The organism is Pseudomonas sp. P110(2024), assembly GCF_057480795.1.
Genome location: NZ_JBLIYT010000008.1, coordinates 60558 through 74995, shown reverse-complemented (window position 1 = coordinate 74995; position 14438 = coordinate 60558). Strand labels below are relative to the sequence as shown.

Below are 14438 nucleotides of genomic sequence, written 5' to 3'. Positions count from 1 at the left end.
CCCTTCCCTTGCGAAACAGGCCCTTATTCATGCCTTGCCGAATCCTGCTTGCCGATCACTCGCCGCTCTTCCGCGCCGGCCTGCGTGCCCTGCTTGAACAGAAGAAAGATTTCGTCGTGGTGGGCGACACCGGCGATGCCATGACAGCCGTGAGCCTCGCGGAAAAACTCAAGCCGGACATCGTGGTGCTCGACATGAGCGGCGAGCTGGACAGCCAGCAGGCCCTGCAGGAGCTGTTCATCCGCGCGCCTGCCTGCCGGGTACTGATGTTTTCGCCACGCTCGGAGCTCGAGCATGTGATGAGCTGCCTGCAGCTGGGCGCCCATGGCTTCCTGCTCAAGAGCGCCACGGTGAGCGAGCTGGAACAAGCCCTGCAGACCCTGCGCGGAGGCGGCCAGTACCTGTCGTCGGCGGTACTGCCGATGGTCATCGGCCAAGCCCTGAAACACAGCCGCAAGCGCGTCGTCAGCCAGGTGCAGACTCCGCCGCTGACCAACCGCCAGCTGGAGATCCTGCGCCTGATCGCCCGTGGCGAGACCACCCGCTCCATCGCCGACGGCCTGGGCCTTAGCATCAAGACCGTCGAGGCCCATCGCTCGCAGATCATGCACCGCCTGCAGATCCACGACGTGCCCGGCCTGGTGCTGTTCGCCGTGCGCGAGGGGATCATTCGCCTCAACGATTGAGCGACAGCCCGGCGAGGATCAGCTGCAGCGTCTCCGACAGCGCCACCGGACGTCCCGAGGCCCGCTCGACGAATACCTGCACCACGCTCCCCGCCGCGCAGGCTTCGGCCTCGCCCGGGCGGAACAGCGCCAGGCGGAACTCCACGGTGCTGCCTGCCAGGCGCGTCACGCCCAGGCCCACCTCGAGCACGTCGGGAAATCCCGGCAAGGCGAAGAAGTCCGCCGCCGAACTCACGACGAAGCCGGCCAGCTCACCGTCGCGCAGGTCCAGTTCGGCCTGTTCGACCAGGAAGGCCTGGATGGCGGTTTCGAAGAAGGCATGCACGGTGGCGCCGGCGAGGTGACCGTTGTGGTCGTTATCCTGCGGACGGGTGAGGATGGGGTGGAAATGGGAGAAGGCGGAGCGTTGGGGGGATTCTGTCATAAGACATCTGCTTTCTGGTGGGTGCCCTGCAAGTGAAACAGATTCTGGCCTTGCTGTATTGATGCAGCAATCCAGCAGACCTTCAGGAACGGCGTATAAATCCTATAGAAGCTGGCTTTCCTTGCGATAGCCTCAGTAGACACAGCACCCAAAGCAGGCTTTCAAGTACGAAAAAGCCGCCCCGAAGGGCGGCTTTTCATCCGAACCGGCTGCAGCTTACAGCTGCGGACCAGCGGCCTTGATGGCGTCGGAAACGTCGAACTTCTTGAAGTTCTCGGTGAACAGCGTGGCCAGGCCCTTGGCGGCTTCGTCATAGGCAGCCTTGTCAGCCCAGGTGTTGCGCGGGTTGAGCAGCTCGGTCTCGACGCCGGGAACAGCCTTCGGCACGTCCAGATTGATGATGTCCAGGTGCTCGGTCTCGGCACCGACCAGGGCGCCGCTCTGGATGGCAGCGATCACGCCACGGGTGGTCGGGATGCTGAAGCGCTTGCCGACGCCGTAGCCACCACCGGTCCAGCCGGTATTGACCAGGTAGACCTTCGAACCGAACGCCTTGATGCGCTTGATCAGCAGCTCGGCGTAGACACCGGCTGGGCGCGGGAAGAACGGTGCGCCGAAGCAGGTAGAGAAGGTCGACTTGATGCCGCCGCCCGAACCCATTTCGGTGGAACCGACCAGCGCGGTGTAGCCGGACAGGAAGTGGTAGGCCGCCTGCTCGTTGTTCAGGATCGACACCGGAGGCAGTACGCCGGTCAGGTCGCAGGTCAGGAAGATGACCGCGTTCGGCTCGCCGCCCAGGTTCTCTGCCGAGACCTTCTCGACGTGCGCCAGCGGGTAGGCGGCACGGCTGTTCTGGGTCAGGCTCACGTCGGCGTAGTCGGCGTGCTTGTTGGCGTCGATCACGACGTTTTCCAGTACCGCGCCGTGCTTGATGGCTTTCCAGATGACCGGCTCGTTCTTCTCGGAGAGGTCGATGCACTTGGCATAGCAACCACCTTCGATGTTGAAGACCACGCCCTCGCCCCAGCCGTGCTCGTCGTCACCGATCAGGTAACGGCTTTCGTCGGCCGACAGGGTGGTCTTGCCGGTGCCGGACAGACCGAAGAACAGGGTGACGTCACCCGCTTCGCCGATGTTGGCGGCGCAGTGCATCGGCAGCACGTCGGCGGCCGGCAGCAGGAAGTTCTGCACCGAGAACATGGCCTTCTTCATTTCGCCGGCGTAACGCATGCCGGCGATCAGCACCTTCTTCTGGGCGAAGTTGATGATCACGCAGCCATCGGAGTTGGTGCCGTCACGCTCAGGTACGCACTCGAAGTTGGCGACGTTGAGGATCTGCCATTCGCCACGGCCAGCCGGGTTGTACTGCTCGGGGTTGATGAACAGGCAACGGCCGAACAGGTTCTGCCAGGCGGTCTGGGTAGTCATCTTGACCGGCAGGTAGTGTTCGGCCGCAGCGCCTACGTGAACGTAGGAAACGAAGTGATCCTGGGCGTTGTTGAACGCCTCGACGCGGTCCCACAGGGCATCGAACTTGTCGGCCGGGAACTTGCGGTTGATCGGGCCCCAGCCAATCTGGTCCTGGGTGGAAGGTTCTTCGACGATGAAACGGTCAGCCGGCGAACGGCCGGTGCGGTGACCGGTTTCCACCACCAGCGCGCCAGTATCGGCCAGCACGCCTTCACCGCGGGACAGCGCTTCTTTTACCAGCTCATCGACGCTCAGGTCGGTGTACACGGTGTTGTTGGCTTGCGTCATGAGATACCCCATCCGGCCCGAGGCCGAGTGCTCCAAACGTTTTGTAGTCGTCTCGAAAAAACTACTACAGCGAAAAAAGTGGCCGGATTATGCCAGAAACGCCCAAAAAAAGTAGGCCCCTCCTGTCAGAACTGCGTTTTTGCGCAATTCGACAGGAGATTATCCTGTAGTGAACCGTTTCAGTGCTGAGTTTCTGATGGGGCCTCGGTGCCGCCACCGGCAAACAATTGCGCCACATCGCTTGCATCGAAGAGATAGCGTTCGTTGCAGAACTGGCAATCGATCTCGACCCGGCCGCCGCATTCGGCCACCAGCGCCTTGGCATCCTGCTCGCCGAGGCTGACCAGGGCGTTGCCGGAACGCTCGCGCGAGCAACTGCAACGGAAGCGTAGCGGCTGGATATCGAACAGGCGAACCGCGTCCTCGTGGTACAGGCGGTGCAACACGGTTTCGTTGTCCAGGCCGAGCAGTTCATCGACCTTCACGGTGTTGGCCAGGGCCTTGACATGGGCCCAGCTTTCCTCGCGCTCCTCGCTGTCCTTGTGGATCTCGGCCGGCAGCTGCTGCACCAGCAGACCACGGGCGCGGGCGCCATCGGCGGCCAGGGAGATGCAGGTGTTCACTTGCTGCGACATGACGAAGTAATTGGTGAAGCACTCCGACAGGTCCTTGCCGTCCAGCTCGACAGTGCCCTGGTAACGCTGGCCGTTGACCGGAATGATGGTCAACACCAGGTGACCACCCGGCATCAGGTCGGCAAGGCCGGCATCCGCCTTGATCTGATCGGCCTCGTAGCGCGCCAGGCCACGGATGTCGTGCTCGCTGGTGTACTCGATGGCCAGCAGCGGCACCGGGCCCTGGGACTGCGCCTGGAGTACCAGCAACCCGTCGAACTTCAGGGTGCCGACCAACAGCGCGGCGGCGGCCATCAGTTCACCGAGCAGATGCTTTACCGGCTGCGGGTAGTCGTGCTTGGCCAACACCTCGGCGTAGCTGCGTTCCAGCGCGACCATCTCGCCGCGCACATCGCGGTCGTCGAACAGGAAGCGTTGGGTGAAATCGGTATCTGGCAAGTCGCTCATGGTTGTCTGGCTTTCTAAAAATGATTACAAAATAATTACAGGAGACTGAAAGGTCCGCCGCAGAGCGCTCAGAAAGCACTCATAACCCGCTGGATATCGAGGTATTTTATGGATAATCGACCACTGTTCCAAGCAAGGTGGTCTTGGGGACCGTTGGCAGCCTGCACCCTGTTGCCCGTCGCACTACTGTGTTTCTGGTTGTGGCCCGTTGGCCAGATCCTGTGCCTGACTTTCGACGAGTGGCTGTTCCACAGCCTCAATGCGCCACTGGCCGACAACCTGATCTGGCGGTCGATCTGGGCAGTCGGCAGCCTACGCCCGTTCGACATCCTGGTCGGGCTGATCATGTTGTCGCTGCTGATTCGCGGTGATTGGGTATTCAAGGCCACCCAGGTGCGCCAGGCGTTTTTCGGCTTCCTGGTCACCCTACTCCTCTTAGTGGTGATTCGCGCGCTGTTTTCCAAGTGGGTCAGCGCAATGGGCTGGCAACACAACAGCCCATCGATGGTGTTCGACAACGCCGTGCACCTGAGCGACTTCTACCCGCACCTGGAAGCGAAGTGGGAATTGAAGGACCGCTCCAGCCAGAGCTTCCCGGGTGACCACGCCTCGGTGCTGCTGATCTGGGCGCTGTTCATGAGCCTGTTCAGCCGCCGCCTGGCGCAGCACCTGGTGATCTGGGCGCTGGCCTTGCTGTTCATGCTGCCGCGCCTGGTGGCCGGCGCCCATTGGGGGCAGGACGACTACATCGGCGGTTTGTTGATGGCGGTCCTGGCGCTGGGCTGGAGCTGCCACACGCCCCTGGCGGCCATGGCCAGCGCGGCGCTGGTGCGGTGGACGTCGCCACTGTTCGGTTGGCTCGGCAAGCTGCCGCTGGTCGGACGGATGAGCGTGGTTCGCGCTGCCTGATTGATCACAGGGGCCGCTTTGCGGTCCCTTTCATTCGAAGCTGCCATGCAGTTGATGAATCTGCCGCCGCTGCTTCTTGTTCGGTCGCCCGTCGGTGGTCATGCCCAGGGCGCCGGCCTTGCGCATCTCGGCCGCCTGCTCGCGGCGCTTCACGCTTTCAGCCGTCTCCTCGTAGAGCAGCTGCGCCTCCGGCGCCCCGCGCCGCACCAACGACAGCGCCTTGACCACCACGGTGCGCTCGTCGAAACCGGTGCGCAGCACGAACTCGTCGCCCACCCGTGGCTCCTTGCCCGGCTTGCAGCGCTCACCCCGGCAGTGCACCTTGCCGCTTTCGATCGCCGCCTTGGCCAGGGCGCGGGTCTTGTAGAAGCGCGCCGCCCACAGCCATTTGTCCAGGCGTACCTTGTCATCGTCTTCAGGCTTTTGTGCCATGGTTTTTCCTCGAATTCTGTCTTTCACGGAACTGTACTACCGTGACTGACGGATGCAAAAAATCCGTGCCGTCATTACAGTTCATCTCCATATCCCCAGGGCACGCTTCGTGAAGACATTTGACCACCTGACTGTGATCGGCCTGCGCGAGTGGGTCGCCCTGCCCGAGCTGGGTGTCGCCGGCCTGCGCGCCAAGATCGACACCGGCGCCAGCACTTCTAGCCTGCACGCCACCGAGGTCGAACCGTTCGAGCGCGATGGCCAGCCATGGGTGCGCTTCACCGCGCACCTGGGCTCGGTGGTGCAGTTGCGCCACCGGCGTTGCGAGGCGCCACTGGTGACCATGAAGACCATCAAGAGCTCCAACGGCCAGGCCCAGATCCGCTACGTGATCCGTACGGCCCTGGCGCTCGGCGACCGGGTCTGGGAGGTCGAGTTCACCCTGGCCTGCCGCAAGAGCATGCGCTATCGGCTGCTGCTCGGCTCGAAGGCGCTCATCCATGGCCAGTTGGTGGTCAACCCAGGCCTTAAGTACGTCCAGGACAAACCGGCCTTCCCGGCCACCCTTTCCCCTGTCACAGGTGCTGCATGAAGATCGCTGTGCTGTCGCGCAATCCGCGTCTGTATTCCACCCGCCGCCTGGTCGAGGCCGGTACCCAGCGGGGCCACGAAGTGGTGGTGATCGACACGCTCCGGGCCTATATGAACATCGCCAGCCACAAGCCGCAGATCCATTACCGCGGCAAGCCGCTGGAGGGGTTCGATGCGGTGATCCCGCGCATTGGCGCATCGGTCACCTTCTATGGCTGCGCGGTGCTGCGCCAGTTCGAGATGATGGGCGTGTACCCGCTCAACGAGTCGGTGGCCATCGCCCGCTCCCGCGACAAGCTGCGCTCCCTGCAGCTGCTGTCTCGGCGCGGTATCGGCCTACCGATCACCGGTTTCGCCCACTCGCCGGACGACATCCCCGACCTGATCCAGATGGTCAACGGCGCGCCGCTGGTGATCAAGGTGCTCGAAGGCACCCAGGGCATCGGCGTGGTGCTGTGCGAGACCACCAAGGCCGCCGAGTCGGTGATCGAGGCGTTCATGGGCCTGAAGCAGAACATCATGGTCCAGGAATACATCAAGGAGGCCGGGGGCGCCGATATCCGTTGCTTCGTGGTGGGCGACAAGGTGATCGCCTCGATGAAGCGCCAGGCCAAGCCGGGCGAATTTCGCTCAAACCTGCACCGCGGTGGCGTGGCCAGCCTGATCAAGATCACACCCGAAGAGCGCATGACCGCGATTCGCGCGGCGAAGGTCATGGGCCTGAGCGTGGCGGGCGTGGATATCCTGCGTTCCAATCACGGGCCGCTGGTGATGGAGGTGAACTCATCGCCTGGGCTGGAGGGTATCGAGGTGACCACCGGCAAGGACGTGGCCGGGATGATCATCGAGCACCTTGAGAAGAACAGCGGGCCGAATCAGACGCGGACCAAAGGCAAGGGCTGAGAGCGACATGATGTCGCGAAAGGGCCGCACAGCGGCCCCGGAAATCACACGGCGTTACGCGGCAGCAGCAACCCCAACGGCAACCTCACCCGTGCTTCAATGCCACCGCCAGAGCGGTTGCGCAATTCCACATTGCCGCCATGCTGCGCGGCGATACGCTTGACGATCGCCAGCCCAAGGCCGGTGCCCTTGCCGCCCCGCGCCCGGTCGCCACGGATGAACGGGTTGAAGATGGTCTCCAGTTCCGACTCATCGATACCCGCGCCACGGTCCAGCACGCTGAGCACCACATACGGCGCGCTCTGGTCGCCCGACACATAGGCCGCCACCTCGACGCCCTTGCCAGCGTGATGCAGGGCGTTGCCAATCAGGTTGCCCAGCATGCGCTTGAGCGATACCCGACGCAGCGGGAACGGCGGAATCGGCTCCAGGCACAGCCGCACCTGCTCCTTGTGCTGGTTGTAGGGCGCCACCACCTCGTAGATCAGGTCGTTGAGGTCGACCTCCTCCACCGGTTCGTCGCGCCCGTCCCGAATGAACGCCAGGAACTGGTCGAGAATCGCGTCCATGTCCTCGATGTCGCGGACCATGTCCTCGCTGAGGTCGCTGTCGTTGCCTATCAGCGACAGCGAAAGGCGCAGCCGGGTCAGCGGTGTGCGCAGGTCATGGGACACCCCGGCCAGCATCAGCTCGCGCTCACGCCCGGCCTGCTCGACATCCTCGGCCATCTGGTTGAACGCGCGGTACACCTCGGTCATTTCGCTCGGGGTGTCGCTGATCGGCAGGCGCACGCTGCGCCCCTGGCCCAGTTGGCGGGCGGCGAACACCAGGCGCTTGAGCGGCTGGTTGAGCTGACGCACGAAGATCCAGGCCGATGCCGTGGACAACAGGCCGATAGCCAGGAACCAACCGAGCACGTTCCAGATCTTCTGCCCACGCAGCGGGTGCGGATACAGCGGCACCTTGAGCCAGCCCGGGCCCAGGCTGGGGGCATTGACCCACAGCGCGGGCGGCGCGTGGATGCGCAGGCGCACCTCGGTGTCATCGCCCAGTTCGGCCTGCATCTGGCGCTGGTAGATCTCGCTGTAAGGCCAGTGCTGCTCGCCCTCCGGCACGCCGGCGCCGGTCACGCGGATCAGGCCGGCCGCCTCGGCGATCTGGTCACGGTTCTCTTCATCCGCGGCCCAGTAGGCGCGCAGCGTCAGGGCCACGCCGTGGCTGTACTGGCGGTCGACCAGCACGTCTTCGTTCATCAGCAGGTACACGAGCGTCAATGCCTTGGAGAACAACACGACGATCAGCACCAGCCAGAGGGTGCGGGCGAAGAAGCTTTGTGGGAACCAGAGAGGCGTTTTCATCGATCAACTACTGTGCTGAAAAGGCCGGCCGTCACAGACGAAAACAGGGCGACCCGCGTGGGTCGCCCTGCTGCACCCTGACGAGCCGACAGGCTCATTTGCCGGCGTTTCCGTCCGGCACGAAGACGTAGCCCACACCCCATACGGTCTGAATGTAGCGTGGCTTGGACGGGTCGGGCTCGATCATCCGGCGCAGGCGCGAAATCTGCACATCGATGGAGCGCTCCAGGGCGTCCCACTCGCGGCCGCGGGCCAGGTTCATCAGCTTGTCGCGGGTCAGCGGCTCGCGGGCATGCATGACCAGGGCCTTGAGCACGGCAAACTCACCGGTGGTGAGCATGTGCGTTTCCTCGCCGCGCTTGAGTTCGCGGGTGGCCAGCGACAGCTCGTAGTCGCCGAAGGTGACGGTCTCTTCCTCGCTGCCCGGCGCGCCTGGCACGCTCGGGGACTGGCGGCGCAGCACGGCCTTGACCCGGGCCACCAGTTCGTCGGGGTTGAACGGCTTGGCCAGGTAGTCGTCGGCGCCCAGTTCCAGGCCCTTGATGCGGCTGAGCTCATCGCCCTTGGCGGTGAGCATGATAATCGGGATCTGGTTGTTCGACGCGCGCAGGCGCTTGCACGCGGACAGACCGTCCTCGCCCGGCAACATCAGGTCGAGGACCACCAGGTTGAACACTTCACGGGCCAGCAGGCGGTCCATCTGTTCGACGTTGGGCACGGTGCGGACACGGAAGCCCTTGCTGGTGAAGAAACGGTCCAGCAGGCTGCTCAGGCCCGGGTCGTCGTCGACGATGAGAATCTTGTCGCCTTCGGCGGCGTTTGCGGTGCTGGTCATGAATAACTCCTCTGATATCGCCGCGCATTATGGCGTAGCCACTGCAGTGCGTGCCGTGTGCATTGTTAGCAGATTTTTCCCGGCATGCCACTGTCGCCCCGTCGTCGGCTGGCGCCGCGCCATCACCGCAAGCCAGGCGCGATGGGTATAATGCGCGGCTTTCACCCAGCGCCGCCGGGCCAGATCGCCCACCCGCGGCCTTGCATTCACTATTTGTCAGGTGGTTTTCATGGACAGCATCAACAGCCGTATCGCCGAGGAACTGGGCGTGCGCCCACAACAGGTCGAAGCGGCCGTGGGCCTGTTGGACGAAGGATCGACCGTGCCCTTCATCGCCCGTTACCGCAAGGAAGTGACCGGCAGCCTGGATGACACCCAACTGCGCCACCTGGAAGAGCGCCTGCGCTACCTGCGCGAGCTCGACGAGCGCCGCGCCAGCATCCTGGCCAGCATCGAGGAGCAGGGCAAGCTGACCCCGGAGCTGGCCCGCGAGATCAAGCTGGCCGACACCAAGACCCGCCTCGAAGACCTGTACCTGCCGTACAAGCAGAAGCGCCGCACCAAGGGCCAGATCGCCCTGGAAGCGGGCCTGGGCGAGTTGGCCGACGGCCTGTTCAACGACCCTCAGCTGGACCCGGAAAGCGAAGCGGCACGTTTCGTCGACGCCGAAAAAGGCGTGGCCGACGTCAAGGCCGCCCTGGAAGGGGCCAAGTACATCCTCATGGAGCGCTTCGCCGAGGACGCCGCCCTGCTCGACAAGCTGCGCGGTTTCCTCAAGCAGGAAGCGGTGCTGACTGCCCGCGTGATCACTGGCAAGGAAGAGGAAGGCGCCAAGTTCCGCGACTACTTCGCCCACGACGAACTGCTGCGCACCGCGCCATCGCACCGTGCCCTGGCAATCTTCCGCGGGCGCAACGAAGGCGTGTTGAGCGCCTCGCTGAAAGTCGGCGAAGAGCTGCCGGGCACCCTGCACCCGTGCGAGCTGATGATTGGCAACCATGTCGGCATCGAAAACCGCAACCGCCCGGCCGACAAATGGCTGGGTGAGGTGGTGCGCTGGACCTGGAAGGTCAAGCTGTACACCCACCTGGAAACCGACCTGTTCGGCGAACTGCGCGACAACGCCGAAGGCGAGGCGATCAACGTCTTCGCCCACAACCTGCACGACCTGCTGCTGGCCGCCCCGGCCGGTCCGCGCGCAACGCTGGGCTTCGACCCGGGCCTGCGCACCGGCTGCAAGATCGCCGTGGTCGATGCCACCGGCAAGCTGCTGGACCACACCACGGTCTACCCGCATGCGCCGAAGAACGACTGGGATCGCACCATTTCCATCATGGCCGCGCTGTGCGCCAAGCACTCGGTCGAGCTGATCGCCATCGGCAACGGTACCGCCAGCCGCGAGAGCGACAAGCTGGTGGCCGAGCTGGTCAAGAAATACCCAGCGTTGAAGATCACCAAGATCATGGTCTCCGAGGCCGGTGCCTCGGTGTACTCGGCTTCCGAACTGGCCGCTCGCGAGTTCCCGGACCTGGACGTGTCGATCCGTGGCGCGGTGTCCATCGCCCGCCGCCTGCAGGACCCGCTGGCCGAGCTCGTGAAGATCGACCCGAAATCCATCGGCGTCGGCCAGTATCAGCACGACGTGTCGCAGGTGAAGCTCGCTCGCGGCCTGGACGCCGTGGTCGAGGACTGCGTGAACGCCGTGGGTGTGGATGTCAACACCGCTTCCGTGGCGCTGCTGACGCGCATCTCCGGCCTCAACGCGACCCTGGCACAGAACATCGTCGCCCACCGCGACGCCAACGGCCCGTTCGCCACCCGCGCCGCGCTGAAGAAAGTCAGCCGCCTGGGCGAGAAGACTTTCGAACAGGCGGCCGGCTTCCTGCGCGTGATGAACGGCGACAACCCGCTGGACGCCTCGGCAGTGCACCCGGAAGCCTACCCGCTGGTGCAGCGCATCGCCGCCGACACCGACCGCGACATTCGCTCGCTGATCGGCGACAGCGGTTTCCTCAAACGCCTGGACCCGAAGAAGTTCACCGACGAGACCTTCGGCCTGCCGACCGTCACCGACATCCTTCAGGAGCTCGACAAGCCTGGCCGCGACCCGCGTCCGGAGTTCAAGACCGCCACCTTCCAGGATGGCGTCGAGGACCTCAAGGACCTGGAGCCGGGCATGATCCTCGAAGGCGTGGTGACCAACGTCACCAACTTTGGTGCCTTCGTCGATATCGGCGTGCACCAGGACGGCCTGGTACACATCTCGGCGCTGTCGGAGAAGTTCGTCAAGGACCCGCGTGAAGCAGTCAAGGCCGGTGACGTGGTCAAGGTCAAGGTCATGGAAGTGGACATCCCGCGCAAACGCATCGGCCTGTCCATGCGCATGAGCGACACCCCAGGCGAGAAGGTCGAGGGTAACCGCGGTGGCAACCGTGGCAATGGCGGCAGCCGCCAGCATCAGGCGCCGCGCCAGCGCGAGACCAGCACCGCCGCGCCGGCCAACAACGCCATGGCGTCGCTGTTCGCCAACGCCAAGCAGCTGAAGAAGAAGTGATGGACGTACCGAAAGCGTACGTCGAGAGCGCCTTCAGCCAGCTCCTGGGCTGCCGCCTGCAACGCCTGGAAACGGGTGTTGCAGAGGTGGCCCTGGCGCTTGAGCCGCACCTGCGCAACCGTGGCCAGAAGCTGCACGGCGGGGCGATCTTCAGCCTGGTGGACATCGCCATGGGCCTGGCCTGCTCGGCCAGCCATGGCTTCGATCAGCAGAGCGTGACCATCGAGTGCAAAATCAACTACATGCGCGCCGTCAGCGAAGGCGAGGTGCTGTGCACCGCCCGGGTGCTGCACGCCGGTCGGCGCACGCTGGTGGTCGACGCCGACGTGCTTCAGGACGACAAGCTGGTGGCCAAGGCCCAGGGAACCTTCGCGATTCTCTAGCTGACAGGCCCCCATCTGCGGTATTTTCGGCGTAATGCTGTACACCTGATCGCAGGGCAAGCCCGCTCCCACGCACGCTCACAGGCTCCGTGGGAGCGGCTTGCCCCGCGATCAGGCGCATACAGGCCAGCGCCGGAACCGCGTAAACCAGGCGACAACGCCAGTTCCTTTCCCAACTACCCTTGTAGACCGTCATCCCTACCCCCATATTGGGGCGACTGACGCGTGAAGGAATCCATCTTGAGCGACCTCCTCAACCGCCGCCTGAGCCTGCTCGGCGACAATATCGACCTGCTCAAGCAGTGCCTGCACGGCATTGAGCGCGAATGCCTGCGCGTGACCAACGACGGTCGCCTGGCCCAGACCCCGCACCCCGAGGCCCTGGGTTCGGCGCTGACCAACGAGCAGATCACTACCGACTATTCCGAGTCGCTGCTGGAATTCATCACCCCGGCCCTGGCCGACCCTGCCAAGGTGCTCGAGAGCCTCGACCAGATCCACCGCTTCGTCTACACCAAGCTGGGCGACGAATACCTGTGGAGCCCGTCAATGCCCTGCACGCTGCCGGCCGAGGAAGACATCCCGATCGCCGAATACGGCAGCTCGAACATCGGCAAGCTCAAGCACGTCTATCGCAAGGGCCTGGCCCTGCGTTACGGCCGCACCATGCAGTGCATCGCCGGCATCCACTACAACTTCTCCCTGCCCGAGGCGCTGTGGCCGTTGCTGCGCGATGCCGAAGGCGGCGAGCAGGACGACCGCGACTACCAGTCCTCGGCCTATATCGCACTGATCCGCAACTTCCGCCGCTACAGCTGGCTATTGATGTATCTGTTCGGCGCCTCCCCGGCCCTGGACAAAGGATTCCTGCGTGGCCGCCCGCACCAGCTCGAAGAGCTGGATGCCGAGACCCTCTACCTGCCCTACGCCACCAGCCTGCGCATGAGCGACCTGGGCTACCAGAGCAACGCCCAGGCGGGCCTGACGCCCTGCTACAACAACCTGGCCAGCTACACCGACAGCCTGCGCAAGGCCGTCGGCACGCCCTACCCGCCCTACGTCGAGGTCGGCACCCACAAGGATGGCGAGTGGGTACAGCTGAACACTAACATCCTGCAGATCGAGAACGAGTACTACTCGAACATCCGCCCCAAGCGCGTCACCTATACCGGCGAGCGGCCAATCCAGGCCCTGACCTCCCGTGGCGTGCAGTACGTGGAAGTACGCTGCCTGGACATCAACCCATTCCTGCCGGTGGGTATCGACCTGACCGAAGCGCGCTTCCTCGACGCCTTCCTGCTGTTCTGCGCCCTGGAAGAAAGCCCGCAGCTGGACAACGGCGAGTGCGGCCAGTGCACCGACAACTTCCTCACCGTGGTCAAGGAGGGCCGGCGCCCTGGCCTTGAGCTACGCCGTGACGGCCAGCCGGTCGCGCTGAAGACATGGGCGAGCGAACTGATCGAACGCATCGGCCAGCTGGCCGGGCTGCTTGACCGCGCCCAGGGCGGCAACGCACACGCAAAGGCCCTGGAAGCGCAGCAGGCCAAGGTCGACGACCCCGAGCTGACGCCTTCGGCCCAGGTGCTGGCGCGCATGACCGAACACGACGAGAGCTTCGTCAAGTTCTCCCTGCGCCAAAGCCGCCTGCACGCCGAGAGCTTCCGCGAGCAGCCGCTGCCCGCCGAGCGCCAGCAGGCCTTCGAAACCCTCGCCCGTGAATCCCTGGCCGAGCAGTCGCGCCTGGAGCAGCAGGAAGTGGGTGATTTCGACCTGTTCGTCGGGGCCTACCAAGCCAGCATCCTGGCGATCAGCAACTGATGACCCGACCCGCCTCCCCGCGCAAGCCACGCGCCAGCAGCCAGGCCAGGATCGAAACGATCCAGGCCGCGGCCCGCGAGCTGCTGGCCGAGCACGGGGTGGCAGGCCTGTCGATCTACAGCGTGGCCGAGCGGGCGCAGATTCCGCCGTCGTCGGTGTATCACTTCTTCGCCAGTGTGCCGGCCTTGCTGGAGGCGCTGACCGCCGACGTGCACCGGGCTTTTCGCGAGGCCCTGAGCGCGCCCATCGACAGCGCAGCGTTCAGTACCTGGCCGCAACTGTCGCGGCTGATCGAGCAGCGCATGCTCGACATCTACCACGAGGACGCCGCCGCCCGGCAGCTGATCCTCGCCCAGCACGGGTTGAGCGAAGTGGTCCAGGCCGACCGTCAGCATGACCTGGAACTGGGCAAACTGATGCACACGCTGTTCGACCAGCATTTCCAACTCCCGCCGATGCCCACCGAGGTGGACGTGTTCGCCTTGGCCATGGAGCTCAGCGACCGTGTCTATGCCCGCTCGATGCAGTTGCACGAGCAAATCACCGCGCGCATGGCCGAGGAAGGCATGCGGGTGTTCGAGGCGTACCTGGGGCTGTACTTGCCGCCGTTCTTGGCAAAACGCCACAGCAGCAACATGTAACGCAGACCATCCGAGGTCGGACGTTGAAATGAGCGCCTCTATCAGCACTCAGGCCAACGTGGAC

At 64.3% G+C, this 14438-nt stretch carries 14 protein-coding genes; 8 read left to right on the top strand and 6 right to left on the bottom strand.

The genetic code is table 11. The annotated features are described in order from the left end of the window. The first annotated feature begins 29 nt into the window (after nucleotides 1-29). Nucleotides 30-686, top strand: a complete 657-nt coding sequence (locus AC25ND_RS14275; protein WP_028689201.1) for a response regulator — start codon at nucleotides 30-32, stop codon at nucleotides 684-686. Here AC25ND_RS14275 and AC25ND_RS14270 read toward each other — a convergent pair. The 3 genes from AC25ND_RS14270 to hslO form a co-directional block, all read right to left on the bottom strand. Beyond that, entirely contained in the window at nucleotides 676-1110 is a 435-nt protein-coding gene (locus AC25ND_RS14270) for an acyl-CoA thioesterase (RefSeq protein ID WP_028689202.1), read from the bottom strand. The genes AC25ND_RS14275 and AC25ND_RS14270 overlap by 11 nt on opposite strands. A 216-nt stretch (nucleotides 1111-1326) precedes the next feature. Then, nucleotides 1327-2868 carry a phosphoenolpyruvate carboxykinase gene (locus AC25ND_RS14265; protein ID WP_050703331.1) on the bottom strand — a complete coding sequence of 514 codons (1542 nt, stop codon included), beginning with the start codon at nucleotides 2866-2868 and terminating at the stop codon, nucleotides 1327-1329. 179 nt (nucleotides 2869-3047) lie between these two features. After that, nucleotides 3048-3950, bottom strand: a complete 903-nt coding sequence (hslO, locus tag AC25ND_RS14260) for an Hsp33 family molecular chaperone HslO (RefSeq protein ID WP_028689204.1) — start codon at nucleotides 3948-3950, stop codon at nucleotides 3048-3050. A 108-nt stretch (nucleotides 3951-4058) separates the two neighbouring features. Between hslO and AC25ND_RS14255 the strand changes: the two genes are divergently transcribed. Further along, on the top strand, nucleotides 4059-4859 hold the full coding sequence (locus AC25ND_RS14255; RefSeq protein WP_182322361.1) for a phosphatase PAP2 family protein: 801 nt from the start codon (nucleotides 4059-4061) through the stop codon (nucleotides 4857-4859). Between the two features lie 30 nt (nucleotides 4860-4889). On the opposite strand, the gene AC25ND_RS14250 is transcribed toward AC25ND_RS14255, so the two are convergent. Continuing rightward, nucleotides 4890-5291 carry an RNA-binding S4 domain-containing protein gene (locus AC25ND_RS14250; RefSeq protein WP_028689206.1) on the bottom strand — a complete coding sequence of 134 codons (402 nt, stop codon included), beginning with the start codon at nucleotides 5289-5291 and terminating at the stop codon, nucleotides 4890-4892. A 109-nt stretch (nucleotides 5292-5400) separates the two neighbouring features. Between AC25ND_RS14250 and rimB the strand changes: the two genes are divergently transcribed. Beyond that, complete coding sequence (gene rimB, locus AC25ND_RS14245) at nucleotides 5401-5883, top strand: retropepsin-like aspartic endopeptidase RimB (RefSeq protein WP_028689207.1); 483 nt, start codon at nucleotides 5401-5403, stop codon at nucleotides 5881-5883. Continuing rightward, nucleotides 5880-6785, top strand: a complete 906-nt coding sequence (gene rimK, locus AC25ND_RS14240) for a 30S ribosomal protein S6--L-glutamate ligase (protein ID WP_011531656.1) — start codon at nucleotides 5880-5882, stop codon at nucleotides 6783-6785. Before rimB ends, rimK begins: the two co-directional genes overlap by 4 nt. Before the next feature lie 44 nt (nucleotides 6786-6829). Here rimK and AC25ND_RS14235 read toward each other — a convergent pair whose 3' ends face one another. Next, on the bottom strand, nucleotides 6830-8143 hold the full coding sequence (locus tag AC25ND_RS14235; protein ID WP_028689208.1) for an ATP-binding protein: 1314 nt from the start codon (nucleotides 8141-8143) through the stop codon (nucleotides 6830-6832). 94 nt (nucleotides 8144-8237) lie between these two features. Then, entirely contained in the window at nucleotides 8238-8978 is a 741-nt protein-coding gene (ompR, locus tag AC25ND_RS14230; RefSeq protein ID WP_028689209.1) for an osmolarity response regulator transcription factor OmpR, read from the bottom strand. Between the two features lie 229 nt (nucleotides 8979-9207). On the opposite strand from ompR, the gene AC25ND_RS14225 reads away from it, so the two are divergent. The 4 genes from AC25ND_RS14225 (at nucleotide 9208) to AC25ND_RS14210 (ending at nucleotide 14374) form a co-directional block, all read left to right on the top strand. Next, the gene (locus AC25ND_RS14225; protein WP_486976394.1) at nucleotides 9208-11532 is read left to right on the top strand and encodes a Tex family protein; all 2325 of its coding nucleotides are present in this window, start codon (nucleotides 9208-9210) and stop codon (nucleotides 11530-11532) included. Continuing rightward, nucleotides 11532-11915, top strand: a complete 384-nt coding sequence (locus AC25ND_RS14220) for a PaaI family thioesterase (protein WP_186594824.1) — start codon at nucleotides 11532-11534, stop codon at nucleotides 11913-11915. Before AC25ND_RS14225 ends, AC25ND_RS14220 begins: the two co-directional genes overlap by 1 nt. A 240-nt stretch (nucleotides 11916-12155) precedes the next feature. Further along, nucleotides 12156-13733: a glutamate--cysteine ligase gene (gene gshA, locus AC25ND_RS14215; RefSeq protein ID WP_162175249.1), complete on the top strand. Its 1578-nt coding sequence runs from the start codon at nucleotides 12156-12158 to the stop codon at nucleotides 13731-13733. Beyond that, a complete protein-coding gene (locus AC25ND_RS14210; RefSeq protein WP_028689212.1) occupies nucleotides 13733-14374 on the top strand; it encodes a TetR/AcrR family transcriptional regulator in 642 nt (213 codons plus the stop codon). Before gshA ends, AC25ND_RS14210 begins: the two co-directional genes overlap by 1 nt. Nucleotides 14375-14438 lie beyond the last annotated feature (64 nt).

Excerpts from the sequence above, each read along its gene's own strand:
- AC25ND_RS14250 (WP_028689206.1), bottom strand. The coding sequence starts at position 5,291 with ATGGCACAAAAGCCTGAAGACGATGACAAGGTACGCCTGGACAAATGG.
- AC25ND_RS14265 (WP_050703331.1), bottom strand. The coding sequence starts at position 2,868 with ATGACGCAAGCCAACAACACCGTGTACACCGACCTGAGCGTCGATGAG.
- rimK (WP_011531656.1), top strand. The coding sequence starts at position 5,880 with ATGAAGATCGCTGTGCTGTCGCGCAATCCGCGTCTGTATTCCACCCGC.
- AC25ND_RS14275 (WP_028689201.1), top strand. The coding sequence starts at position 30 with ATGCCTTGCCGAATCCTGCTTGCCGATCACTCGCCGCTCTTCCGCGCC.
- AC25ND_RS14270 (WP_028689202.1), bottom strand. The coding sequence starts at position 1,110 with ATGACAGAATCCCCCCAACGCTCCGCCTTCTCCCATTTCCACCCCATC.
- AC25ND_RS14235 (WP_028689208.1), bottom strand. The coding sequence starts at position 8,143 with ATGAAAACGCCTCTCTGGTTCCCACAAAGCTTCTTCGCCCGCACCCTC.
- AC25ND_RS14210 (WP_028689212.1), top strand. The coding sequence starts at position 13,733 with ATGACCCGACCCGCCTCCCCGCGCAAGCCACGCGCCAGCAGCCAGGCC.
- AC25ND_RS14225 (WP_486976394.1), top strand. The coding sequence starts at position 9,208 with ATGGACAGCATCAACAGCCGTATCGCCGAGGAACTGGGCGTGCGCCCA.
- ompR (WP_028689209.1), bottom strand. The coding sequence starts at position 8,978 with ATGACCAGCACCGCAAACGCCGCCGAAGGCGACAAGATTCTCATCGTC.
- AC25ND_RS14255 (WP_182322361.1), top strand. The coding sequence starts at position 4,059 with ATGGATAATCGACCACTGTTCCAAGCAAGGTGGTCTTGGGGACCGTTG.
- AC25ND_RS14220 (WP_186594824.1), top strand. The coding sequence starts at position 11,532 with ATGGACGTACCGAAAGCGTACGTCGAGAGCGCCTTCAGCCAGCTCCTG.
- hslO (WP_028689204.1), bottom strand. The coding sequence starts at position 3,950 with ATGAGCGACTTGCCAGATACCGATTTCACCCAACGCTTCCTGTTCGAC.